The following is a 24,019-nucleotide window of genomic DNA, read 5'->3' as shown; positions in this document are numbered from 1 at the left end:
TTTTATGTATCCTGAAGTCATTAAAAAGATGGCATTTTCAAAAGAGCATAGAGATTTATTATTGAAGCTATATAATAAAGAGATTACACGTCGTGAATATGATCGACTTGTACAATCGCTATATAAACCTTCTAAAGAGGTTTGCGAGGGATAGAAATGGGGGAGACAATCTAGTGGATTGTCTTTTTTAAATTTATGTATGTTCTGATAAAATTAAGGTTAGCCTTACTAGGGAGGTGAAAAGATTGCGGAAACGTTTATATATAGGGATTGGAGTTATCTTCTTAATCGCTTTAGGTGGAATTGTATTTTGGTCAGCTTTACAAGGAAACCGTACAGAAAATTTTATTTTAAGGCATATGGTGAATGACAATGGAACGCTTGCCACGTATCGTTTAGTAGATACTAAGGCAGGTACGGGTGAAGCAAAGGGACGTGAAGCTTTATCAGAATCAGCGGGATTATGGTTACAATATACACTTGATAAAGATGATCAGGCGTTATTTGATGAGCAAGTAAAGGTTATTCAAGATAATTTCGTATATAAGAATCATATCGTTTTATGGAAACTCTCTGAAAAGGGAGAGAGGCAGTCAGCTACAAATGCACTTATAGATGATCTTCGTATTATAGAACAATTATATCGTGCTTATGAAATGTATAAGGAAGAGTGTTATAAAAACCTTGCCGATCAATTAAGTGATGCTGTACTTCGTTATAATAAAAAAGATAATTATTATGTTGATTATTATGATGCAGATGCAGGGAAACAAAATAATTTTGTAACAACATCATACATAAATCCACGTGCATTCTCCTATATGAAGAAGTACGACAAAGTTTCTACTCAGCAATATCAGGAAGTCGTTCAATTTTTAGCGGATTATCCAAGGCATGGCTGGGCATTCCCGAAAGAGTATAAAGAAGATGGTACATTTACGTACGATAAAGAAGTGAATCTTATTGACCAATCATACGTTGCATATCATCGAAGTTTAGGTGGTCTTTCATCAGCTGCTTATTTGGAATTTATAAAGAAGAAATTCCAGGAGGATGGAAAGCTATACGGTCGTTACAATTTAGAAACAGGAAAACAAACTGTGAATTATGAATCGCCAGCCGCATACGGATTAACGATTTTGTACGTACTACAAACAGGTGATAAAAAGTTTGCGAAAGAATTGTATGATCATATGGCCACATTCCGAAATGATAACGTATTTAGTAGATATTACGGTGGATATGTAACAGGTGAAAATAATAATACGCATATTTTTGATAATGTACTACCACTTTTAGCTGAAATGGAATTAAAAAAGAGTGAACAATAAAAGTTGCCACCATATGAGGGTGGCAACTTTTATTTGTTGATATAATTTTACGTCCTAATGTTGGAGAAGTAATCAATCACAAATTCACGGAATTGCTGAGCTGTTTTTGATAAGTAGCGTTTTTTTGACCAACTTAATCCGATGGTTCGCTGACAATTGGGTTCAATAATACGCAACTTGCTTGATGCTAAAGTAGAGTTTTTTAATAAAGTTAAACTTGGAACAAAAGCGATGCCGAGACCTTGCTTAATGAGGTCGCTAATCACGGTCGGTTCATCTACTTCAAAAGCAATATGCGGAGTGAAACCAGCTTCTTTGCAAAATCCATCCGTTAAGTGTCGAAATCCATAGCCAGTGTTCATACTAATAAACGGTTCGTTTTTTACTTCATGCAGGTGGATATTTTCTCGGCCTGATAAACGATGGCCTGAAGGGACGACTAAGAAAATTTCTTCTGTAATAAGTGGTTCCCAAACAATCTCCTCACCTTCAATTGGCACAGAGGAGATACAAAAGTCAATTTCTATATTATCTAGTTGTCGTTTCATAGAAGGAGTGGATGCAAGAAATTGTTGGAATCGAACGTTACGATGTTCTAGTAAAAAAGAGCCAAGTAGTTCTGGTAATATTCTCGGAATAGAAACGGCCAGCGTAATAGAGCTTTGTTGTAATTCGGCTAAATCTTTAATTTCTCGCTGCCCTTCGCTTAATTCATGAAAAATACGTTCTACTCGTTTTAAAAATACTTTTCCGAAAGAATTTAAAGTAATCTGTCGGCCTTGGCGATCAAATAAAGGGACTCCTAAATCCTTTTCGAGTCTAGCGATTGTTTTGCTGAGTGAAGGTTGCGCGATATGCAATTCTTCAGCTGCCTTTGTCATGTGTTCTAGTCGTGCAACTGTCTGAAAGTATTTTAACTGGAGCAGTTCCATTTCGAGTCTCCTTTCTATAGACCAAAAGGAATGAATTAATAATTAAAGATGTATTATACAGTATGTAAAGTGACGTGTATAGTAAATCTGTTAAACCATTCGAAGGGTGTTAAATTAGAAGAGGAGTATGTTTCATGAAGGGAATTAAACTTATATTTAAAGATTGGAAAGCGATGTGGCACCATAAACATGGACGTATCGCTTTAATTTTTTTATTAATCGTTCCGTTAATTTATTCAGGATTCTTTTTAGCTGGATATTGGGATCCGTACGGAAAATTAGATAAATTACCTGTTGCAGTTGTGAATTTAGATAAGGGCGCTGCGATGGATGAAAAAACAATTCATGCAGGAGACGATTTTGTTAAAAATTTAAAAGAAAATAAGGAATTGGCTTTTCATTTCGTATCAGAAAAAAATGCTGATGAAGGGTTAAAAGAAGATAAATATTATATGGTTGTTACGATTCCGGAAGATTTCTCTAAAAAGGTAAGTACACTTATGAATGAGAAACCAGAGCCAGCAAAGTTGCAGTACAAAGTAAATCCAGGTAAAAACTTTGTAGCGGCTCAAATTGGAACGACAGCTGTTGAAAATATGAAAACAAAAATCTCAAACAGTATTACGAAATCTTATACAGAAGGTGTCTTTTCAAAGTTTCAAGATTTGGCACAAGGGTTGAGTGATGCAAGTAACGGTGCGGGGAAATTACATGAAGGAACGACCGATGCAAAAAATGGAGCAAGTCAGCTTGCGAATGGTATTGATCGTTTAAGTGACGGGACATCGAAATTGAAAGAAGGAAGTGACAAGCTTGCGTCTAGCCAATCTGCCTTAACGGGGGGAGCAAATGAGCTGAGTCAAGGAGCGACATCACTTCATAGTGGTATGGAGTTATTAGCACAAGGTGAAAAAACGTTACAATCAGGAATTAGTGAATTAAGTGCTGGTACAAATGAATGGGTGAATGGAAATGAAAAACTTGCTGAAGGGCAAGCGAAAGCGGACAATGCGGCAAATAGTGTAAAACAACAATTAGAAGAGTACGTGAAAAATCATCCAGAAGTGCAGCAAGATCCCGCTTTTCAAAAAATTGTTGCTACGTCTAATGGACTAGCTAAAGCAACAAGTACTTTAAATAATAGCCAACAACAATTGACACAAGGTGCGAAGAAGCTAACTGATGGTCAACATAAGATTGAAGAAGGCATGAATACATTCGGATTTAAGTTAAATGAAGCTACTGCTGGAACGAAAAAGATAGCAGATGGTGCATCGAATTTGGCTGATGGATTTATGAAGTGGGGAAACGGAGCTGAATAACGGTGCTAGTAAATTAACAAATGGACTTGTTAAACTTGATGATGGTGCGAAAGAACTTTCTACGAAATTAGGAGAGGGCGCAGAGAAGATAGCGGATGTTCGTAATGATGATGCACGCAATACGATGTTCTCAGAGCCAGTTCAGTTAGTGAAGTCAACAGTTTCTGACGTTCCTAACTACGGTTCAGGCATTGCACCATATTTCTTATCACTTGCATTTTATGTTGGCGGAATTATGGCATCGAATATTTTACCTCTTGGCCGCAGACAAAACATGAAGGTAAGCGGAACGGTACATTTTATTAATAAACTAGGATTGGTATATTTAATTGGACTTATTTAAGCTCTACTCGTAGATGTAGTTGTGCTAGGTGTTATGAAATTAGAAGTCGCAAGTGTGCCACTCTTTGTTTTATCAAGTATTGTTATTTCCTTTACGTTTATGACATTTATTCTTATGCTAGTAACAGTATTTGGTCTTGTTGGAAAGTTCTTAGCGGTAACGCTTCTTGTCCTGCAATTAGCGACGAGCGGAGGTACTTTCCCAGGAGAATTAAACATAGCTGTTCTTAGCAAAATTGGACAGTTTCTCCCAATGTCTCATTCTCTTAGAGGATTACAAGATGTTATCTCTTTAGGAGATTGGTCGCAATTACAAATGCAAATTTTAATATTGCTATGTTATCTCGTTGTTGCCGGTGGAATTGCTTGGGTCACGAGCCATATACAGCATAGAGAAACGAATGCAGAACAAGTTTCTTAAAATGAAATAAGCTATCCGATTTTTTCGGATAGCTTATTTTTTATTTGCGTTCCATTACTGCAAAGTAATTATTTTCATTATCAGCAAAGTTGAATGCTCTACCAGTAGGTAAATCTACAACCTGTCCAACTGTGACATTTTTCTCAGAAAGATCTTTATATAGACGGTCTAAGTCATTTGAGAAGAACATAAGTGAAGGTGTATTTAGGTTTAGTTCAGGTTGCATCTTCGCGATTAACGCTTTATCGTGAAGGACGATGCTTGTTCCTGCTTCTTTCGCCGGTGCAATTTCAATCCAGCGGAATCCGTTTCCGTTATTTTCTTCCGCAATGATTTGGAACCCTACTTTTTCTGTCCAAAATTGTACTGTTTCGTCTTGGTTATTTACATATAGCATAATTTGTCCAACTTGATTAATCATAGGTGTCTCTCGCTTTCTTTTTATATGCGTATTATTATATCAAATATATGGCTTGAATAGTTTTTTATGATTTTTTCGTAATACAACCTTCGTCCATTTCATCTTTGTTGTAGGAGAAGGACCTGTAATCCAAGTATGAAATGGTATTGTGCTACAAATGACCATTGTTGAAGTAGAGATAATAGCCGTTAACACAAATAGTAATAGGCTATATAATATAGTATTTTCTTGCAGCGTGAATAAGGAAAGAAGTTTTGTGCATAGTTGCAAGAAGAATAAATGAGCTAAATAAGCACCATACGTGTAATTTCCAATGAAACGTAACGTTTTATATAAGAAACCACGACGCTGTACTATCATAATAGATAACACATACAGTATGATAATTTCGCATACGATATATAAAAACATAGATGGTTTTAAATAGGTAGAAACAGTTAAATGAATAGAATTTGCTCCGTAAAAACTAAACAACTCATAATTGATGAATAAAAATAAGATGAAAAATAATATTGTTATAAGCGGGATATGTTTCATGACGAATAGACGCCAAGTTTTTAGTGCTACAGCGGCAATGCCGCCCATAACGAAATAGAATGAGTAGAATAGAAATGATCGATCTGTATAATGTAAAATTGTTGAACTTGTTAATTTTTCTCCATTAAAAATATAGTGAGAAGAGAACCACATTAATAGAAAATATAGGCAAGCGAAAAAGGTCATATATTTATATATGTCTTTTTTATTTTCTGTTCGTTTTTGAAACCAATAAAAAAGTGTGCATAGTAAAGGGAACAATAAGTGAATTTGGAACATCATAATAACGTACCAAAGATGGGGCGCAGCTGTTCCGAGTAATAAACTTTTTATTCCACTTTGTAATGTAATAAGATCGTTTGTTGTTAATAAGTAAAGAATAGACCAAAAGAAATACGGAATGAGTAAGTGTATCGCTTTTTCGGAAATATATTCTTTATATACTAATTGCTTTGTATAGTGACGAATTAAGTGAAATCCAACGATAAATATGAATGCTGGTGCTGAGAATTTTGCAAGATTAAATAGCATGCCCATAATGAGGGATTCCTCAAGTAAGACATTTCCTTGATTCATTGTATATAATAAAGAACTTTGCAAAACGACAGCGAGAAATGCAATGCTTTGCAAAACTTTAAATTCTGGTGCGCTTTGAGTCATTAGATCCATCTCCTTTTCCATACATGATTATAGTACGGAGAATGGATAAGAGGTGTGGAATATTTGTGAAGGTTTTAACAAATTTGTGGCGGAATGGATTAACAACAAAGAAAGAGGATGCTCGTTTGGAGCATCCTCTTTCTATTTATTAAGCAAATTTGTTTTTGATCCAGTTCTTACCTTCTACAAGGCGAGCTGTCATTACGGCACAAGCGTTATCTGCTGTTACGTTTAACATCGTTGCAGGAGGATCAATGATTGTACTGATTGCTGCGATAATTGGCAATGCTTCTGGCGGGAAGCCATATAAAGAAACGATTAACATTTCACCAATCATACCGCCGCCTGGAATAGCGCCCATTACTGTTCCTACTAATAGAGAAACAACAAGTGCGATTGCTAATGTTTTCGGTCCTTCGAATTCCATGTTGAAAATACCGAATAAGAAAGCAATTTTTAATACGCCGCCTAAAACAGAGCCATCTTTATGAAGAGTAGAACCAAGAAGGACAACTGTTTCACGAACGTCTGAAGAAATACCCATTTTCTTTGTTGCTTCTAAGTTTGCTGGAATACTTGCGGCACTACTACAAGTTGCAAGTGATGTAACTGTAGGAGAGACCATGTTCTTCCAAAATACTTGTACACCTTGTTTGCGACCTGCAAGGTATGCATAGAATGTGAAGAATACAAAGAAATAAATTAGAGAAGCAGGATAGTATACCATTGCTGCTCGGAAGTAAGTTCCAAGAAGTTGTGGTCCGAATTCGCCAACTAATGCTGCGAAGTAAGCAGCAAGTCCGATTGGAGCGTAGTACATAATGAAAGATACAACCTTCATTGAAATCTCTGCACCAGCTTGTAGGAATGTAGCAAATGGCTTTCCTTTTTCGCCAACTGCTGAAGTTGCAATCCCCATTAAGATAGAGAAGAAAATAAGAGCTAACATATTTTCACGAGATAGTAACTTCGAGAAGTCAGATACTGTTAAAATACCAACGATTTGATCTGCAACACTAACAGCTTTACCGGCTTTGTCAGGTTGTGTTAGTTCTAGTACAACACCTTGTGCTGGCGGGAATACTTTCACGACAATAATCATAAAAATAGCAGCTAAAATACTTGTAAATAAGAAAGTCCCAGCCATACTAGACATAATTTTACCGAAACGTTTTAATCCATCCATATTAGCAATAGACGATGCGATGCTAAAGAACACTAGAGGTACAACAATCGTAAACATTAAGTTTAAGAAAATGTCACCAAGCGGCTTTAAAGCAACTGCATCGGCACCCATGAAATAACCAATGAAACCACCAATTAGGATAGAAGATAATAAAATAAGTGGAAAGCGATATGCCTTCATAAATATATCCTCCTATCAATTAAAAAAATCATACTGAATCATTATAGCGAGTTAGGGGCCTGTTTACTAGGAGAATACGGATAAATGGAATAGCGTGAAAATCAAGAAATTTTTGTTTTTAAGCTCGGCATACAGCAGGAAATCTAGACATATATATTTGTAACCTAGTGGTGGCAAGGAGTGCACCATAACTTAGGTAGAGAAAAAGGGGGAGGGAAGCGGGATGAATATTTTACTTTGCTGTGCAGCGGGAATGTCTTCCAGTTTGATTGTTACAAAGATGGAGAAAGCAGCAGAGGCAAGAGGGATAGAAGTAACAATCTGGGCAGTATCAGGTTCTGAAGTGAATAGTCATATTGATAAAGCTGATGTCCTTTTACTTGGACCGCAAGTACGTTATTTATTACCGAAAATGAAAGAACTATGTAAGGATAAAGGGATACCTGTTGATGTCATTAAATCTGTTCATTACGGACTTTGTAATGGAGAAGCTATCTTGCAAGCAGCTTTGTTAATGAAACCATGAGGAGAGTGGGATAGATGATACGGTTTTTAGAGAAGTATGTGATGCCGGTAGCAGGGAAGGTTGCAGAGCAGAGGCATTTACAAGCAATTCGAGATGGAATTATTTTAACGATGCCTTTCTTAATTATTGGATCGTTTTTCCTCATTATTAGTGCACTGCCGATACCGGGATATAACGATTTTATGGCAGGTTTGTTTGGGGAGAATTGGCAGCGAGCTTTAGGGTATCCAGTTAGTGCAACTTTTAATATAATGGCTTTAATAGCTGTTTTTGGAATCGCTTACATACTTGGAGAGTATTATAAAGTAGATGCTTTAGCATCCGGGGCATTGTCGCTTGTGACGTTTTTACTTGCGACTCCATTTCAAGTTGCATATATTATACCAAGTACAAAAGAAAGTGTACTTGTAGAAGGCGCTATCCCAGCTGCATTAATGGGAAGCCAAGGGTTATTTGTAGCAATGATTATTGCACTTATATCTACTGAACTTTATCGGTTTATTGTACAAAAAAAGATAATTATAAAGATGCCAGAGACAGTTCCACCAGCTGTCACGCGTTCATTTGCAGCACTTGTTCCAGGATTTATTGTTGTAACAGTTATTTGGATTTTACGCTTAATTATAGAAAATACTTCTTTTGGCAGTATCCATAATATTGTAGGACAAATTTTACAGGAACCGCTTAGTGTACTTGGTGCTAGTCTTTGGGGCGCAATAATAGCAGTTATTCTCGTTCATGTTCTTTGGTCGTGTGGAATTCATGGTGCTACTATTGTTGGTGGTGTAATGAGCCCCGTTTGGTTGTCGTTAATGGATCAAAACCGAGTTGCTTTTCAAGCTGGGCAAGATGTACCAAATACGATTACGGCACAGTTTTTTGACTTATGGATTTATATGGGCGGTTCTGGTGCAACGCTTGCTCTAGTTGTCGGAATGTTACTATTTGCACGAAGTCAACAATTAAAAAGTTTAGGGAGATTGTCAATTGCACCTGGTATATTTAATATTAATGAGATGGTAACTTTTGGTATGCCGATTGTGATGAACCCACTTTTACTAATTCCATTTATATTAGTTCCAGTCGTGCTAACAATTGTTTCTTACTTTGCAATGGAATGGGGATGGGTTGCACGTCCGAGTGGGGCCGCTGTACCTTGGACGACACCTATTCTTTTTAGTGGATATTTAGGATCGGGCGGGAAAATTTCAGGTGTTATTTTGCAACTTGTTAACTTTGCGCTAGCATTCTTCATTTATTTACCGTTCTTAAAAATATGGGATAAACAAAAACTGGCGGAAGAAAAGGGGGAGTAAAGAACTACAATGGATACGATAGAGACGAAAGCTTTTCATTTAATCTTGCATGGGGGAAACGCGAGAAGTTGTTCAATGGAAGCAATTGATTGTGCGAAGCGTGGGGAGTTTACAGAAGCTGAAGCTAAATTACAAGAAGCACTAGAGGAATTAAAGGAGGCGCACCGCGTACAAACGGAGCTTATCCAGAAAGAGGCTGGTGGCGAAAAGACCGAAGTTACTCTTTTAATGGTACACGCGCAAGACCATTTAATGAATGCAATTACGGTGAAAGAATTAGCGAGTGAGTTTGTAGAGTTATATAGGAAGATGTCGGTGGATGAATGAACCTTGCTTATGCAAGGTTTTTTTATTTCACTAAATAGTGGGTTAAAATAATGAATTATTTTTCATTGAAAAAGTTTTTTTAGTGTTTTTTCATATTAAACACAACTAGACGACTAAACACTAATCTATTTTCATACAGTTATGTGTTAAAAGCGTGTTGTTTTATAACACACTGTGTGTTTTTTGAACGACACACTAATTGAAAGCGCTAACACACAAAGGAAATGCTCGAAAAAGCACTGATTTTAGTGGTTTTAAAAAGTTGGCACGCTAATTGCATTAATAAATAGCGTAAAGAAAAATAAATAAACATAAATTTTTTATACTACACAAGGGGGATTTTCAAATGAATATTTTATTATGTTGTTCAGCAGGGATGTCTACAAGTTTACTAGTTACAAAAATGGAAGCGGCTGCAAAAGCTCGCGGTCTAGAAGGAAAGATTTGGGCTGTATCTGGGGATGCAGTAAAAAACAATATCGACCAAGCAGATGTGTTATTACTAGGACCACAAGTTCGTTATATGCTCTCTTCAATGAAAACGCTTGCTGACGAGAAAAACGTTGGAATCGACGTTATCAATCCAATGCACTACGGCATGATGAATGGAGAAGCAGTTTTAGATCACGCATTAACACTTAAAAAATAATTAGGGGGGAAGCGAAATGCAAAAGTTTATTGCATTTATGGAGAAATATATTGTTCCTGTCGCTGGTAAAATCGGATCGCAACGTCACTTAGCTGCAATCCGTGACGGATTTATTGCAGTTATGCCACTTATTTTAGTTGGTGCACTGGCATCACTAATTAATGGTTTTCCATCTGAAGTTTTCCAAGATTTCATGAAAGGTTGGTTTGGTGAAACGTGGAAACAAGTCGGCGGCGGAATGTGGACTGGTTCTTTCGCGATTCTAGCACTAATCATAGCATTTACAACAAGTTATAACTTAGCAAAATCTTACGGCGTTGATGGTTTGTCAGCAGGTATTATTTCATTTGGTGCGTTAATTATTCTTACACCAACAACACCGAAAGAAGGCGGATTGAACTTAGCTTGGACAGGTGCACAAGGGTTATTCGTAGCAATTATTGTGGCACTCCTTGTTACTGAAGTATTCCGTTTCTTTGTACAAAGAAACATTACTTTTAAAATGCCTGATGGAGTACCACCAGCAGTTTTAAGATCTTTCGCAGCTATAGTTCCAGCATTTGTTATCTTAACAGTAGTTGCAGGTATTCAATTAGCAGTGAAATTATCTGGTACAAGTGTTCATGAATTTATTTTTAATACGATTCAATCACCACTGCAAAGTTTAGCAGGGACATTACCAAGTGCAATTATCATTGTAATCCTTGTTCATCTTCTTTGGTTCTTCGGTTTACATGGGCCTAATATCGTTGGTGGTATTATTGAGCCATTATACTTACCGGCATTAGAGAAAAATATAAATTTATTCAAAGGTGGTACATCTGCATTTGATGTTCCAAATATTATTACAAAACCATTCTTTGATACTTTCGTATACCTTGGTGGTTCTGGTGCGACATTAGCATTCTTAGTAGTGGTATTACTCGTAGCAAAAAGTGCACAATTACGTGGTGTATCTCGCTTATCAATTGGACCTGGTGCATTTAACATTAACGAACCAGTAATATTTGGTACACCAATTATTTTAAATCCAATTTTATTCTTACCTTTTATCCTAACACCAATTGTATTAGTAATTACTTCTTATACAGCTATATCTATGGGGTGGGTACCAAAAACAGTTGTGATGATTCCATGGGCAACACCACCAATTATTAGTGGTTATCTTGTAACAGGTGGACATATTTCTGGTGCAATTCTACAGTTATTCAACTTTGTAATTGCAATGGTAATTTATTATCCATTCGTTGTGTTATGTGACCGTTCAGTTGTTCGTACTGAAAAAGCAGCAGCACAAGGTAATAGTAATTCTTTACCTATGTAACATAGTAATTGTTCTCATAGACAACGATACCTGTGAGAACAATTACCTTTATATCATGTTCAAAAAGATGAAAAACATCTATATGAACACTAAACTATCATTAATAAATTCATACTTTAATAGACATGTTCAAACTGAAGGGGTATTTAAATCGGTTGAACCTTATAGAGAGGGCGGTAATTATGATGACTACAGCAGAACAAATTCCATTCCAATTGATTTTAAATAGTGGTAACGCACGAAGCTTTGCGATGGAGGCACTTCAATTTGCCAAACAGGGGAAAATGGTAGAAGCAGATGAAGCGATGGTAAAGGCGAAAGAAGCGATTAATGAAGCGCATCATTTCCAAACAGAGCTCATACAATCAGAAGCAAGAGGAGAAAAAACAGAGGTTAGTGTTCTTTTAATTCACGCACAAGATCATTTAATGAATGCGATTACAGTGAAAGAATTAGCAGCAGAGTTTATCGATCTTTATAAAAAGCTTGAAGCGAAAGGGGAATAAAGCATGACTGGAATTAAAATTGCTACAATCGGCGGTGGATCTAGTTATACACCAGAGTTAATTGAAGGATTTATTAAGCGTTATGATGAGCTTCCTGTTCGTGAAATTTGGTTAGTAGATATTGAGGCAGGAAAAGAAAAGTTAGAAATCGTTGGTAACTTAGCAAAACGTATGGTGAAAAAATCAGGTTTACCAATCGAGGTACATTTAACACTTGATCGCCGTGAGGCATTAAAAGATGCTGACTTCGTAACAACACAACTTCGCGTTGGTTTATTAGAAGCACGTGCAAAAGATGAAGCAATCCCGTTAAAATATGATGTAATCGGTCAGGAAACAAATGGTCCTGGTGGTCTATTCAAAGCGTTGAGAACGATTCCTGTTATTTTAGATATTTGTAAAGATATGGAGGAGCTCTGTCCGAATGCATGGTTAATTAACTTTGCAAATCCAGCTGGTATGGTAACAGAGGCTGTCCTTCGTTATACAAATATTCAAAGAGTAGTTGGTCTATGTAACGTTCCAATCGGAATCCGCATGGGTCTTGCAAGATTACTTGAAGTAGATGCAAGTCGTGTCCACGTTGATTTCGCAGGTTTAAATCATATGGTATACGGACTAGATGTATACTTAGATGGCGTAAGTGTAATGGATCGTGTGTTAGAGCTTGTGACAGATCCAGAAAAGCAAATTACGATGGAAAATATCGCAGCGCTTAACTGGGAACCAGACTTTATTAGCGGCCTTCGTGCAATTCCATGTCCATACCATCGTTACTACTACAAAACACGTGAAATGTTAGAAGAAGAGAAAGAGGCTTCTGTTGAAAAAGGTACACGTGCAGAAGTAGTAAAACAATTAGAAAATGATTTATTTGAGTTATATAAAGACCCGAACTTAGATATTAAACCACCACAATTAGAAAAACGTGGCGGAGCTTATTATAGTGATGCAGCATGTAGCTTAATTACGTCTATTTACAATAATAAAGGTGATATCCAGCCTGTTAATACACGAAACAACGGAACAATTGCAAGCTTGCCACATGATTCAGCTGTTGAAGTGAACTGTATTATTACGAAAGAAGGTCCAAAACCAATTGCAGTTGGAGACCTTCCAGTACCAGTTCGCGGTTTAGTACAACAAATTAAATCATTCGAGCGCACAACAATTGAAGCTGCTGTTACAGGGGATTATCATAAGGCGCTGCTTGCTATGACAATCAATCCACTTGTACCATCAGATACAGTTGCAAAACAAATTTTAGATGAAATGTTGGAAGCACATAAAGAATATCTTCCACAGTTCTTTAAAAAGGTAGAGAAGTAAAAGCGGCGCTATTTAGCCCGCTTTTTTTATTCTATTAGGAGGTATTATGATGATTAAGTTAATTGTAAATGCAGATGATTTCGGTCTTACAGAAGGTACAAATTACGGCATTATTGATGGGCATATAAATGGACTTGTAAATTCAACGACGATGATGATGAATATGCCAGGAACAGAGCATGCGGTACGCTTAGCGAAAGAGTATAACCTACTCGGAGTAGGCGTACATCTCGTATTAACAGCAGGGGAACCACTTCTTGGAGACGTACCATCACTTGTAGGTAGCGACGGATCGTTTCATAAACAAAGTGTTGTAAGGGAAGGGAATATAAATCCAGAAGAAGTTGAGAGAGAGTGGACTGCTCAAATTGAGAAATTCCTATCTTACGGATTAACACCAACTCATTTAGATAGTCATCATCATGTACACGGATTACCGATCTTACACGATGTTCTTGAGAGATTAGCAGCTAAATATAATGTTCCAATTCGTCGTTGTGGGGAAGATAGAGCGGTGCATCCATTTTCTGATGTATTTTACAGTGACTTTTATGCGGATGGTGTGACGGAAGATTACTTTGTGAAGTTAAAAGAAAGAGTACAAGGTGAACAAACGGTAGAAATTATGGTTCATCCAGCCTATATTGATCCAGAGCTTGTGAAGCGTTCTTCTTACGTAATGGGTCGTGTGAAGGAATTGCGTATTTTAACAGAGAGCGAATTACCAGAAGGAATAGAGCTTGTGAAGTTTTAATAGAAAAACGACGGCTACATCATGCCGTCGTTTTTTATTTATAAAATGGATAGAGCATATCCGCCAAATGCCCCGAGTATAACGATAACCCAAGGTGGTGTTTTCCAAAAAGCTAGTAAGCAAAAAAGAAGCGAAGCGAAAACGAAATCTGAAGCATTCATAACTGTACTCGTCCAAATGGGATCGTAAAAAGCGGCAATTAAAATACCGACAACAGCGGCATTGACTCCAAGTAGTGCGCCTTGTATGAATGATATTTTTCTCACGCTGTTCCAAAATGGTAAAACACCAATAACGAGTAAGAAAGCAGGGAGGAAAATCGCAATTGTTGCGAGTATTGCCCCAATCGTCCCGTTTAACACTGCTCCTATATACGAGGCGAATGTAAATAGTGGTCCTGGTACTGCTTGTGTTAATCCGTATCCAGCTAGGAACTGTTCTTTCGTCATCATGCCGTTTTGTACGAACTCACCTTCAAGAAGGGGCAGCACGACGTGTCCTCCTCCAAATACAAGTGCGCCAGAGCGATAGAAACTATCAAATAAAGCGATGTAATAAGAGAACGGTCTTAATATTGGTAGCAGTAGTAAGAGTCCAAAGAATAAGACGAGACAAGAAACTGCTATCTTTTTTGAAATAGGTACTTTTATATGTTGAGATTGGCTAATTGGTTGGTTGCGATATAAAAACCAGCTGATAAAGCCACATATTATAATGAGGATCACTTGCGTCCAGCTACTTGGCCATAATAAGGCGATTGCGGCAGTTACAATCGCAATCGTCGCACGGTTGCGATCTGGAGTTAACTTTTGCGCCATTCCCCATATGGCGTGAGTGACAATAGCGACTGCTACAAGTTTTAGTCCATGAATCCAGCCAGCACTCCCAAGATCGAACTGATTAAGGAATGAGGCGAAGAAAACTAAAACAAGGACAGACGGTAAAGTGAATCCAATCCATGAAATAATAGCTCCTAAAAGCCCGCCCCGTAATAATCCAACACCCATACCGACTTGGCTGCTGGCAGGGCCAGGAAGGAATTGACACAGTGCTACTAAGTCTCCATAACTTTTTTCATCCATCCATTTTCTTTTTTGCACGTATTCGTGGTGGAAATAACCAAGATGAGCGACAGGACCGCCGAATGAAGTAAGTCCTAATTTAAATGAGACGAGAAAAATCTCTAATAATGTGTGAAAGGTGTGTTTGTTTTTTTTCAAAATAACCTCCTAGAATGTTTTTGCTATGTGCATTATACAAGAAGTGGTAAAGCAAAAGGAACAAATCTAATGTAAAGATTTTGTGAATCTTTTCTTTGTAATTAAAATTGAAAAAGTCATAAATGATTATGTCTAAACCATAAAGTAGTAGAAGTAGTGCTGGGAAATTTATATAAGGAGAATGCCTTATGACAACACATTTCTTTGCCAGGTTAACAGGTAAGAGGGAAGTGCCTCCTGTAAATACAGAAGCTTTTGGGGTAGCAGAGTTTATTTTTAGTGATGATTTAACGAAATTGCATTACAGAGTAATACTAAAAAATATAGAAAAGGTTACATCGTGTCAAATTCATTTAGGGAAGTCTACTCAAATTGGTCCTGTTGTTTTATATTTGTATGGTCCACTGGAGCAAGGGATTAGCTTGAACGAGGGAAGTATTACTGGTGTAGTGAATGTGGAGGATTTTGAGGGACCTTTACAAGGGAAATCATTTGTACATTTACTTCAAGAAATTATTCAAGCAAATGTATATGTTAATGTCCATACGAAATCACAAAAAAGAGGAGAAATAAGAGGGCGAGTTAGAAAAGTAAAGAAATAGAGGAAAAGGCTGTCCATATGTTGGAACAGCCTTTTCTCATTATATAAGGTGCTAGTTTTAGCAATTATTGTCGGTAAATCGATATATTTTGAAAATCGCTGATATAATCTGAGTTGCGCCGATATATTTCAATAATCGCTGATATAACTCACGTTACGGTCGATATTTTTAAAAATTGCCTCAATTAATTTTTAACAGGCTGATTTTTAATAAAGAAGTCCATAACATAAAATACTTCGTCATCAGGTATTTGTATTTCAAATGTGTTTTCAATTGGTTGCAATGCTTTTTTTACTTTCATATACATCCAGTACTCATCTTGTCTTCTTTTCTCTTTATCAGGGTGAGGAAGAAGGCTTTCTCCTTTTTGAAGACGGTCAACCATACAGCTCATATGCAGAATAACACCCATTAAGCTATCAGGAGTTAGCTGTAAGGAAATTAATTCCTGAATTGTATTTAATGCGTAACGAATTGTTTTGATTAGTAATGCTCCATCGTTACGCTGCATTTGTTGTTCAAGAATATCCGCCATTTTTGCATATGTTTCTTCATACGTAATTAATTCTTGAATGGGCTGAATCGCTGTGTAGTTTACGATGTCTTGGAAATGATATGTTAAGCATGGTACTTGCACATCGAAATTCGTGACGATACAAATGATGTTACGCTCTTTTTTTATGTTCTCAATCATTTTCGTTAAATCTTTTTCATGGACGATACTAATCGGAATAATTTCAATTAAGTCTTTATCAAATCGTAAATAGTTCTCTAACATTTTTTGAATAGCTAAAGCACTTCCTTCACCAGTTAAGCAAGCTGTTAAAATAACAGATTTCATTGGAGAGAGAGGTTTTTTCTTTTCTTCTTGTACGTTTAAGTAAAATGGTGTTAAATTTTTTACTGTTTCATACAGCGCATCTAATGAATAACCGAGCTGAGCTTTTCGAGCTGCTTCTAGTGCGTGTGGTGTGCTCGTCATCGAGAGAACACGTACAGGGATTTTGAACTCCGTTTCTAATATGTCACCGATATAAGCAAGTGACCCCATATCGACAAGTAAGAGAAGCCCATTTACATTTTGTAGTGTTTTCATATACACTTTCACACGTTCCAAGAAATCTTTCGGTGATTCGTGTAACGGCATATCAATACCGGTTACTTCCTCAATGCCGAGAAGTTCGTTTGCGACGTTTGCCATTTCAGTTGCGATGCCATTACCGTGTGCTAATATTAATACTTTTACTTCTGTTTGTGAGGCAGGAATTGGATCAACAACGAAGAACATTGTTAAAAAGCCAGCTTCATCAATAGGCATTGTTATTTGTAATTCTTCCTCCAGTAGTTGAATGCATTGCATAGCTACGGAAAAAGCTTCTTTATATTTCGTACGAATTTGATTTAATTGTGGGTGATGTATTTGTTTTCCGCTTTGTAAACGTTGTAGAGTTGTCTGTACATGTAAACTTAAAGCGAGAAATACTTTTTCATCAAACGTCTTAGATAAATGCTTTTCAGCAAGTTCCGCTATTTTTTCACATACGGAAACGATATTACGATCCACAATTTTAAAAACATTTTCATGGCTTGTTTTTTTTGATATTTGGTTAAATTATTGTACGAAAAAGCTTTGAACATCATTTTCTATTAGTAATTCTAATTCTTCCTCTTCAATACCACGTGCTTGAAGTTCTTCGTATTTATAATCAATATAATCGTAAATAGAAGAGCGTTTTTCATCTTCTGTTTTATGATTACTCCAACCTTCCTCACCTGTAAATACAAATGTTTCATTTGGTATTTGGTATAAGTGACGGCTCTTCCTTTCAATGAACAATCCTTCTTTCATATACCAAGGTAAATCTGTACTTGAAACATAGACAGAATCACGTTTCTTTGTGACCAAATCAGAATAGGCTTTCGCACAGGCAATTTGAACATCTGTTTTTAATTGACCAATGTTATTGGGACAATTGTAAAAGACGAAAGCACGCATTGCATTTGGGCTAACGTGAATGTCTTTTCGCAGACGAATTGCTTCATTTGTGGAAAATAGCTGTAGTAAAGCAAAGCGCTCTTTATGTGTACGCTCACGAAGTGGTGGCAGCGTAACAGTCATCGGTATACGTCTTGTAAATGTTTTTAATAAAAATGAATTTGGTTCTTCTGTTGTTGCAGTAATGATTAATACTTGTGCTTTACGTTCGTTCTCTGTTTCTCCAAGGCGGCGGTATACTCCGCGGTCAATAAAGGTGAAAAGCATTTCTTGTCCCTCTGGAGGCAGGCGATGTACTTCATCTAAGAAAAGAATTCCTTCATGTGCTTTTTCAATTAACCCTTTTTGATCACTTGCTCCTGTATAAGCTCCTTTTTTAATCCCAAATAATTGCCCGAGTAGTAACTGTGGATTATTTGCATAATCAGCACAGTTAAAGACGATAAATGGTGCATCTTTGGGAAGCTGTTCAACTTCAATTGCATATTCGTGCATTAAAGAAGCAAACATAGACTTTCCGACCCCTGTTTCTCCCAGTAGTAAAGTATGCATACCGTTTGGAGGATAGAGAATAGAAGCTTTCGCTTTTTCAATTGCAATTTTAAGGCTCGTATTTTCAATTGCAAATGTATCTAATGAAGTTATGTCTTTTGAATGCGTTTCCAACGAAGTGTTCGTTTCTATGTAAAAACGAACAGGTCGCGTATTTGTTTTTAATAAACGTTTATCTTTTACAAGTTTGTTTAAATCGCTACTTACATTGGCGCGATCTAGTTGCAGAAATGTAGCGAGTTCTGATGCGGTTACACCTTCTGTATAATTGCCTTTTTGTATTGCGTTAAAAATGAGATCTATTCGTTTCATTTCTATTCACCTCGAAACTTCATCACTATTTAAAATTTTACACAAAAATGGGAAGGGTGGGAAGAGAAAAATAAAACAGCTTTAGCACATAGGCACTAAAGCTGTTACAATCTTGTGTCTTTCCAAAAATTCACCTTGAGATGAGAAGAAGGATTATAGGGAAGAAGTTTGTATCCTTGTGACTGTAAATAATCAATTACTTTTGGCAGTATTTGTACGGTTACACTCGAATCATGCATTAAAATGACTTCGATTTGTTCATCACTTTGATTACGTACTCTTTCGAGTATGGCAGAAGGATTGTCATAGCTTTTCCAGTCGTATGTATCGATCGTCCAATCCCACATTTTATACTGGGCCGATACAAGTGCGTCACGGTAATTCTTTTTTAAGTAAGGCATACTACCATATGGAACGCGAACGAGATGTGTATTTAATTTCGTAACTTGCTGGACAATGCTTTGTGTTTGCTCCATTTCTGCAATTAAAGTGGAAGGGTCACCAGTGTAAAGGCGTTTTACATCATGTGACATGCTGTGGAGCCCGATATAATGACCTTCTTTAATTAATCGTTGCATCGTTTTTGTGTAATGTGGCACTTTTCCGCCAATAACAAAGAAAGTTGCTTTTCCGTTCTTTTCTTTTAAGATGTTTAAAATCTGTGTAGTATATTTGTTTGGCCCGTCATCAAATGTTAAGTACGCAATTTTTTGTGTAGGAGAAGTTGTTTCAGTATTTGGATGATATTCAGCAGGAATAACAGTTGTTGCTTCAGTATTAGATGATACGTACATAGTAATCGTTAAAAATAAAATAATACATTGAAATACTCGCTTGATCATAACATTCACCCTCAGTTTGACAATCAAGATGTAAAAAAGAAAACTTGATACTTTTCTTATTATGTATATCTTTCTCCAATAGAGGAACTCTCAAACAATCTATATTTTGGAAATATAAAATGAGAATAAAAAATAGCATCCTCTTATAAGAAAGAGGATGCTATTTGAATATTTCATAATTGAAAAGGCTATACTACAATTAGTCTTCGCGTTTTTTCACTTTTTTATAAAAGGAAATGATTGGTTTGTAGCGTTCATGTACAAGCCCGATTATTTCAGCGATGATTTCTGTGAAGAAAATCAAAGCGAAAAGAAGAATAATGGATAACCATAACGTTGCACTAGTGAAAATAATGGCATTTACACTAAAGAAAATACCGAATGCGTATATAATTAGTACCGTTTTGCGATGAGAGAATCCCATTGCAAGTAAGCGGTGATGTAAATGCGATTTATCTGGTGCTGAAATAGGTTTTTTATTTACGATACGACGGATGATTGCAAATATCGTATCAAATATAGGTACACCTAAAATGATAATTGGAACGATAAAACTGAATAACGTTACACTTTTGTATAATCCAAGTAACGATATAACAGAAATACAGTATCCTAAAAATAGTGCTCCTGTATCTCCCATGAAAATTTTTGCTGGATGGAAGTTGTAGAATAAAAATCCAATTGTACTTGCTAATATAATTAATGCAAGTGGCAAGATAATAGCTGTTCCAGTACCCCATGGGCTAGTGAAGGCCATATATGCTAGCGTTGCAAGTACGATAGATGAAATCCCAGCAGATAATCCATCTAAGCCGTCAATTAAGTTGATTGCATTCGTAATACCTACAAGCCAAAATACTGTAATTGGATAAGCAAGCCATCCAAGTTCAGTATCCCCAAGGAATGGGATATATAATACTTGCACTAATAATCCACTTTTTACAATCATAATGGCAACTAACAGTTGTCCACCGAATTTTACTCTCGCAGATAACTCGTACATATCATCTAAAATTCCGATGATTACAATGATAATCGCACCTAGCGTTATCGATAACATTCTTTGTTCATATAAGCCGCCGACAACAAATCCTACAGCTACACCAATAAATATTGCCAACCCGCCAAGACGTGGCATAATCTTTTGGTGCACTTTACGTGCGTTTGGCTTATCTGTCGCTCCTATTTTAAAAGCTAATTTAATAACTAAAGGAGTAACGACGAGTACAGTGATGAATGATGCCAAAATGGCATAAATCACTTGTGAGTCCATTAATACCCCACCCTTTATAGTCTAACGTAATTTTTTTTTTGAAAATATATTTATCTGAAAATTATGATGTTTATTTACAGGCTCATAACATATGGTATCACAAAAAGATTAGAATTCAATCTTTTTTTCTTTTTACGGTTAATGGAAGCGGATAGAATATATGACAATTGTATATAGAATGTTGAATCATATAAGAAGGTTAATCGTACTGGGCTTTGGAATGTAACATTTCCTCTTTTTCTTCAATAGTGAATACTTTTATTTCAGTATTATAAGTGTTGCACGTAGAAATGAGTAAGTTTCGTGTTAAAATGTGGGAATTTATCACGCGTGACCTGGCAGTCTGATTCTCACTGATTAAGTTTTACTTTATAGTGCATTTAATTTTACAAAAACTTAAAAAAAAGTAAGGGAAGTAATTCATATAATGAAGAAGGAAAAGGGTTTTCTCATTTTTAATATGAGAGGGGGAAGCGCAGGGAGAGTTCTATATTTCATATCTTTTCTATTGTAAATTCCTGTGCGAAAAGGAAATGAAAATTACGATAGTAGGTACTGGATATGTTGGATTGATTACAGGAGTAGGATTGGCAAAATTAGGGCATTCAGTTACATGTTTTGATATAGATGATGAAAAAATTGAACGGATAAAACAAGGGGATTTACCTATTTATGAGGCCAGATTACATGAATTAATAAATTATGCATATGAGAATAATGCTTTAACTTTTACATCAAATAAAGAAGAGGCATTTGATGATGTAGAGTTTATATTTATTGCAGTTGGAACACCACCTTTATTAGATGGGACGGCAGATTTAACGTATATTCAGAGTGCTTGTAACGATATTGGATTATATGCGACGAACGATATTATTGTTGTTACGAAAAGTACAGTTCCAGTAGGTACAAATGATGTAATGAAGGGATGGATTGAGGAGAAGTTAAAAGGGAGGCATACAGTACATATCGTATCGAATCCAGAGTTTTTGCGTGAAGGTTCAGGTATTTATGATTTCTTTCATGGAGATCGTATTGTAATTGGAGCGGATAGTGAAGAAGTAGCAAGAAGAGTAGAGAGTTTGTATAGTGAATTATGTTTAGAAACGTATGTTACAGATATTAAAAGTGCAGAGATGATTAAATACGCGTCGAATGCCTTTTTAGCTACAAAGATTAGTTTCATTAATGAAATTTCAAATATATGTGAGAAGGTAGGTGCGAATGTATGGGATGTTGCCAAAGGGATGGGAATGGATAAGAGAATCGGTGCATCTTTTTTAAATGCGGGCATTGGCTACGGAGGATCGTGTTTTCCGAAAGATACGAAAGCGCTGGTGCAAATTGCGGGAAATGTTGCTCATGATTTTCGTTTGTTAAAAGCAGTTATTGAAGTAAATAATAAGCAACAGCTGCTATTGATTGAAAAAGCGAAAAAAGTTATGAACATGAATAAAAAGCGAATTGCAGTTCTTGGCGCATCCTTTAAACCGAATACGGATGATATTAGAGAGGCATCATCTCTTATTATAATAGAAGCATTAATTAATATAGGTACAGATATTGTTCTTTATGACCCAAAAGCAATTCAATATGTAAAGAATATATTTGGAGATGCTATACAATATAGTAGATGTATAGATGAATCGATTAGAGATGCGAGTGCGGTTTTTATCGTAACAGAATGGGGAGATATTCAAACTTATCCGTTAGAAAAGTACGTACAACTTATGAGGGAGCCTATTTTATTTGATGGGAGAAATTGTTATACTGATGAAGATGTTAAGAAACAAAAGATAGATTATTACTCGGTGGGAAGAAAAAGTATTTGTAATAGAAAAGTTTCTGTTATGCGTTAAAAAGGGATGTACTCATGCATATTTTTATATGTCATAATAGAAGCTGTAATTAGTGAAAGAAAAGAGGCAATCACATGACTGAACGTTTAAAAGTAATGACAATTTTCGGGACACGTCCAGAAGCAATTAAAATGGCACCTCTTGTATTAGAGTTGCAAAAACACCCAGAAAAAATTGAATCGATTGTGACTGTAACAGCACAACATCGCCAAATGTTAGATCAAGTATTAAGTATCTTTGGAATTACGCCAGATTTCGATTTAAATATTATGAAAGACCGCCAAACTTTAATTGATGTTACAACGCGTGGTTTAGAAGGTTTGGATAAAGTAATGAAAGAAGCGAAGCCGGATATTGTACTTGTACATGGTGATACAACAACAACATTTATTGCAAGTTTAGCTGCTTTTTATAATCAAATTCCAGTAGGGCATGTTGAGGCGGGCCTTCGTACATGGGATAAGTATTCTCCATACCCAGAAGAGATGAATCGTCAATTAACAGGTGTAATGGCGGATCTTCATTTCTCACCGACAGCAAAATCAGCAACGAACTTACAGAAGGAAAATAAAGATGAGTCACGTATTTTCATCACAGGAAACACAGCGATTGACGCGCTACAAACGACTGTAAAAGAAACATATAGTCATCCTGTACTAGAGAACCTTGGAAATGATCGTCTTGTACTTATGACAGCTCACCGCCGTGAAAACTTAGGTGAACCGATGCGTAATATGTTCCGTGCAATTAAGCGTCTCGTTGACAAACATGAAGATGTACAAGTTGTGTACCCTGTTCATATGAACCCTGTTGTTCGTGAAATAGCAAATGAAATTTTAGGTGAACATAACCGTATTCATTTAATTGAGCCGCTAGATGTAATTGATTTCCACAATGTTGCAGCTCGTTCATACTTAATGTTAACGGATTCTGGTGGTGTACAAGAAGAAGCTCCATCACTTGGTGTACCAGTTCTTGTTCTTCGTGATACAACAGAGCGCCCTGAAGGTATTGAAGCAGGTACGCTGAAATTAGCAGGAACAGACGAAGAGACAATCTTCGGCCTTGCTGATGAGTTGTTATCAGATAAAGAAGCTCATGATAAGATGGCGAAAGCATCTAACCCTTACGGTGATGGTCGTGCATCAGAGCGCATTGTAGAAGCAATTTTACAACACTTTAATAAGTAAATAAAAAGGGCCCAATCGCATTGAAGTGCACCCCAATTGTTAGACACATAACTAACAATTGGAGGTGCATTTTTTATGGCTAAATTTTCTTCAAAAGATAAAATAAAAGC

The 24,019-nt window shown here is 36.4% G+C and carries 20 protein-coding genes and 2 pseudogenes; 14 read left to right on the top strand and 8 right to left on the bottom strand.

The window, feature by feature from the left end:
- Positions 1-4 precede the first annotated feature (4 nt).
- Complete coding sequence (locus tag MR169_RS00110; RefSeq protein ID WP_000283179.1) at positions 5-154, top strand: hypothetical protein; 150 nt, start codon at positions 5-7, stop codon at positions 152-154.
- Between the two features lie 91 nt (positions 155-245).
- Complete coding sequence (locus tag MR169_RS00105; protein ID WP_242318710.1) at positions 246-1,331, top strand: transcriptional regulator; 1,086 nt, start codon at positions 246-248, stop codon at positions 1,329-1,331.
- A 47-nt stretch (positions 1,332-1,378) separates the two neighbouring features.
- Here MR169_RS00105 and MR169_RS00100 read toward each other — a convergent pair whose 3' ends face one another.
- A complete protein-coding gene (locus MR169_RS00100) occupies positions 1,379-2,263 on the bottom strand; it encodes a LysR family transcriptional regulator (RefSeq protein ID WP_000421942.1) in 885 nt (294 codons plus the stop codon).
- Between the two features lie 134 nt (positions 2,264-2,397).
- Here MR169_RS00100 and MR169_RS00095 point away from each other — a divergent pair.
- Positions 2,398-4,348, top strand: a pseudogene (locus MR169_RS00095) (YhgE/Pip family protein).
- A gap of 40 nt (positions 4,349-4,388) precedes the next feature.
- On the opposite strand, the gene MR169_RS00090 reads toward MR169_RS00095, so the two are convergent.
- The 3 genes from MR169_RS00090 to MR169_RS00080 all read right to left on the bottom strand — a co-directional run bounded on the left by MR169_RS00090 (position 4,389) and on the right by MR169_RS00080 (position 7,332).
- Positions 4,389-4,769, bottom strand: a complete 381-nt coding sequence (locus MR169_RS00090; protein ID WP_000610162.1) for a VOC family protein — start codon at positions 4,767-4,769, stop codon at positions 4,389-4,391.
- Between the two features lie 39 nt (positions 4,770-4,808).
- Positions 4,809-5,966: an acyltransferase gene (locus tag MR169_RS00085; protein ID WP_242318709.1), complete on the bottom strand. Its 1,158-nt coding sequence runs from the start codon at positions 5,964-5,966 to the stop codon at positions 4,809-4,811.
- Positions 5,967-6,114: 148 nt separating this feature from the next.
- Positions 6,115-7,332: a dicarboxylate/amino acid:cation symporter gene (locus MR169_RS00080; RefSeq protein ID WP_000649376.1), complete on the bottom strand. Its 1,218-nt coding sequence runs from the start codon at positions 7,330-7,332 to the stop codon at positions 6,115-6,117.
- A 223-nt stretch (positions 7,333-7,555) separates the two neighbouring features.
- Here MR169_RS00080 and MR169_RS00075 point away from each other — a divergent pair, with 223 nt between their 5' ends.
- From MR169_RS00075 to chbG, 8 genes are all read left to right on the top strand, one after another.
- Complete coding sequence (locus MR169_RS00075) at positions 7,556-7,858, top strand: PTS sugar transporter subunit IIB (protein ID WP_242318708.1); 303 nt, start codon at positions 7,556-7,558, stop codon at positions 7,856-7,858.
- A gap of 14 nt (positions 7,859-7,872) precedes the next feature.
- Positions 7,873-9,174 (top strand): PTS cellobiose transporter subunit IIC, encoded by a 1,302-nt coding sequence (gene celB, locus MR169_RS00070; protein ID WP_242318707.1) that lies wholly within the window; start codon positions 7,873-7,875, stop codon positions 9,172-9,174.
- A 9-nt stretch (positions 9,175-9,183) separates the two neighbouring features.
- A complete protein-coding gene (locus MR169_RS00065; RefSeq protein WP_000379645.1) occupies positions 9,184-9,501 on the top strand; it encodes a PTS sugar transporter subunit IIA in 318 nt (105 codons plus the stop codon).
- A 346-nt stretch (positions 9,502-9,847) separates the two neighbouring features.
- Complete coding sequence (locus tag MR169_RS00060; RefSeq protein WP_001023563.1) at positions 9,848-10,150, top strand: PTS sugar transporter subunit IIB; 303 nt, start codon at positions 9,848-9,850, stop codon at positions 10,148-10,150.
- A gap of 16 nt (positions 10,151-10,166) precedes the next feature.
- Complete coding sequence (celB, locus tag MR169_RS00055) at positions 10,167-11,474, top strand: PTS cellobiose transporter subunit IIC (RefSeq protein ID WP_242318706.1); 1,308 nt, start codon at positions 10,167-10,169, stop codon at positions 11,472-11,474.
- A gap of 182 nt (positions 11,475-11,656) precedes the next feature.
- The gene (locus MR169_RS00050) at positions 11,657-11,980 is read left to right on the top strand and encodes a PTS lactose/cellobiose transporter subunit IIA (RefSeq protein ID WP_000989059.1); all 324 of its coding nucleotides are present in this window, start codon (positions 11,657-11,659) and stop codon (positions 11,978-11,980) included.
- Positions 11,981-11,983: 3 nt separating this feature from the next.
- A complete protein-coding gene (celF, locus tag MR169_RS00045) occupies positions 11,984-13,309 on the top strand; it encodes a 6-phospho-beta-glucosidase (protein ID WP_242318705.1) in 1,326 nt (441 codons plus the stop codon).
- Positions 13,310-13,358: 49 nt separating this feature from the next.
- Positions 13,359-14,063 carry a chitin disaccharide deacetylase gene (chbG, locus tag MR169_RS00040; protein WP_242318704.1) on the top strand — a complete coding sequence of 235 codons (705 nt, stop codon included), beginning with the start codon at positions 13,359-13,361 and terminating at the stop codon, positions 14,061-14,063.
- A gap of 38 nt (positions 14,064-14,101) precedes the next feature.
- Here the strand turns inward: chbG and MR169_RS00035 are convergent, their stop codons facing one another.
- Entirely contained in the window at positions 14,102-15,283 is a 1,182-nt protein-coding gene (locus MR169_RS00035) for a chromate transporter (protein ID WP_242318703.1), read from the bottom strand.
- Positions 15,284-15,471: 188 nt separating this feature from the next.
- Here MR169_RS00035 and exsM point away from each other — a divergent pair, with 188 nt between their 5' ends.
- Positions 15,472-15,885 (top strand): exosporium regulatory protein ExsM, encoded by a 414-nt coding sequence (gene exsM, locus MR169_RS00030; RefSeq protein WP_000207046.1) that lies wholly within the window; start codon positions 15,472-15,474, stop codon positions 15,883-15,885.
- A gap of 184 nt (positions 15,886-16,069) precedes the next feature.
- Here exsM and MR169_RS00025 read toward each other — a convergent pair.
- The 3 genes and pseudogenes from MR169_RS00025 to MR169_RS00015 form a co-directional block, all read right to left on the bottom strand.
- Positions 16,070-18,745, bottom strand: a pseudogene (locus tag MR169_RS00025) (sigma-54-dependent transcriptional regulator).
- Positions 18,746-18,849: 104 nt separating this feature from the next.
- Positions 18,850-19,587, bottom strand: coding sequence for a polysaccharide deacetylase family protein (locus MR169_RS00020; protein ID WP_016118900.1), 738 nt, complete (start codon positions 19,585-19,587; stop codon positions 18,850-18,852).
- A 199-nt stretch (positions 19,588-19,786) separates the two neighbouring features.
- Positions 19,787-20,860 carry a glycosyltransferase family 4 protein gene (locus tag MR169_RS00015; protein WP_000378319.1) on the bottom strand — a complete coding sequence of 358 codons (1,074 nt, stop codon included), beginning with the start codon at positions 20,858-20,860 and terminating at the stop codon, positions 19,787-19,789.
- A 533-nt stretch (positions 20,861-21,393) separates the two neighbouring features.
- Between MR169_RS00015 and MR169_RS00010 the strand changes: the two genes are divergently transcribed.
- Together MR169_RS00010 and wecB are read left to right on the top strand one after the other, a co-directional pair.
- Positions 21,394-22,719 carry a UDP-glucose dehydrogenase family protein gene (locus MR169_RS00010; protein ID WP_242318702.1) on the top strand — a complete coding sequence of 442 codons (1,326 nt, stop codon included), beginning with the start codon at positions 21,394-21,396 and terminating at the stop codon, positions 22,717-22,719.
- A 74-nt stretch (positions 22,720-22,793) separates the two neighbouring features.
- Positions 22,794-23,909, top strand: a complete 1,116-nt coding sequence (gene wecB, locus MR169_RS00005; RefSeq protein ID WP_242318701.1) for a non-hydrolyzing UDP-N-acetylglucosamine 2-epimerase — start codon at positions 22,794-22,796, stop codon at positions 23,907-23,909.
- The last annotated feature ends 110 nt before the right edge of the window (positions 23,910-24,019 follow it).

The organism is Bacillus cereus group sp. BfR-BA-01349, assembly GCF_022663795.1.
GTDB lineage: Bacteria > Bacillota > Bacilli > Bacillales > Bacillaceae_G > Bacillus_A > Bacillus_A cereus.
Note: the sequence above shows the minus strand (reverse complement) of the source record. Positions and strands in the feature narration are given on the sequence as shown.

What these genes read in the sequence shown, in the direction of transcription:
- MR169_RS00100 (WP_000421942.1), bottom strand. Translation starts at nt 2,263, where the DNA reads ATGGAACTGCTCCAGTTAAAATACTTTCAGACAGTTGCACGACTAGAA.
- MR169_RS00020 (WP_016118900.1), bottom strand. Translation starts at nt 19,587, where the DNA reads ATGATCAAGCGAGTATTTCAATGTATTATTTTATTTTTAACGATTACT.
- MR169_RS00110 (WP_000283179.1), top strand. Translation starts at nt 5, where the DNA reads ATGTATCCTGAAGTCATTAAAAAGATGGCATTTTCAAAAGAGCATAGA.
- MR169_RS00090 (WP_000610162.1), bottom strand. Translation starts at nt 4,769, where the DNA reads ATGATTAATCAAGTTGGACAAATTATGCTATATGTAAATAACCAAGAC.
- MR169_RS00085 (WP_242318709.1), bottom strand. Translation starts at nt 5,966, where the DNA reads ATGACTCAAAGCGCACCAGAATTTAAAGTTTTGCAAAGCATTGCATTT.
- exsM (WP_000207046.1), top strand. Translation starts at nt 15,472, where the DNA reads ATGACAACACATTTCTTTGCCAGGTTAACAGGTAAGAGGGAAGTGCCT.
- MR169_RS00050 (WP_000989059.1), top strand. Translation starts at nt 11,657, where the DNA reads ATGATGACTACAGCAGAACAAATTCCATTCCAATTGATTTTAAATAGT.
- MR169_RS00015 (WP_000378319.1), bottom strand. Translation starts at nt 20,860, where the DNA reads ATGGACTCACAAGTGATTTATGCCATTTTGGCATCATTCATCACTGTA.
- celB (WP_242318706.1), top strand. Translation starts at nt 10,167, where the DNA reads ATGCAAAAGTTTATTGCATTTATGGAGAAATATATTGTTCCTGTCGCT.
- MR169_RS00075 (WP_242318708.1), top strand. Translation starts at nt 7,556, where the DNA reads ATGAATATTTTACTTTGCTGTGCAGCGGGAATGTCTTCCAGTTTGATT.
- MR169_RS00080 (WP_000649376.1), bottom strand. Translation starts at nt 7,332, where the DNA reads ATGAAGGCATATCGCTTTCCACTTATTTTATTATCTTCTATCCTAATT.
- celB (WP_242318707.1), top strand. Translation starts at nt 7,873, where the DNA reads ATGATACGGTTTTTAGAGAAGTATGTGATGCCGGTAGCAGGGAAGGTT.
- chbG (WP_242318704.1), top strand. Translation starts at nt 13,359, where the DNA reads ATGATTAAGTTAATTGTAAATGCAGATGATTTCGGTCTTACAGAAGGT.
- MR169_RS00010 (WP_242318702.1), top strand. Translation starts at nt 21,394, where the DNA reads ATGAAAATTACGATAGTAGGTACTGGATATGTTGGATTGATTACAGGA.
- wecB (WP_242318701.1), top strand. Translation starts at nt 22,794, where the DNA reads ATGACTGAACGTTTAAAAGTAATGACAATTTTCGGGACACGTCCAGAA.
- MR169_RS00065 (WP_000379645.1), top strand. Translation starts at nt 9,184, where the DNA reads ATGGATACGATAGAGACGAAAGCTTTTCATTTAATCTTGCATGGGGGA.
- MR169_RS00060 (WP_001023563.1), top strand. Translation starts at nt 9,848, where the DNA reads ATGAATATTTTATTATGTTGTTCAGCAGGGATGTCTACAAGTTTACTA.
- celF (WP_242318705.1), top strand. Translation starts at nt 11,984, where the DNA reads ATGACTGGAATTAAAATTGCTACAATCGGCGGTGGATCTAGTTATACA.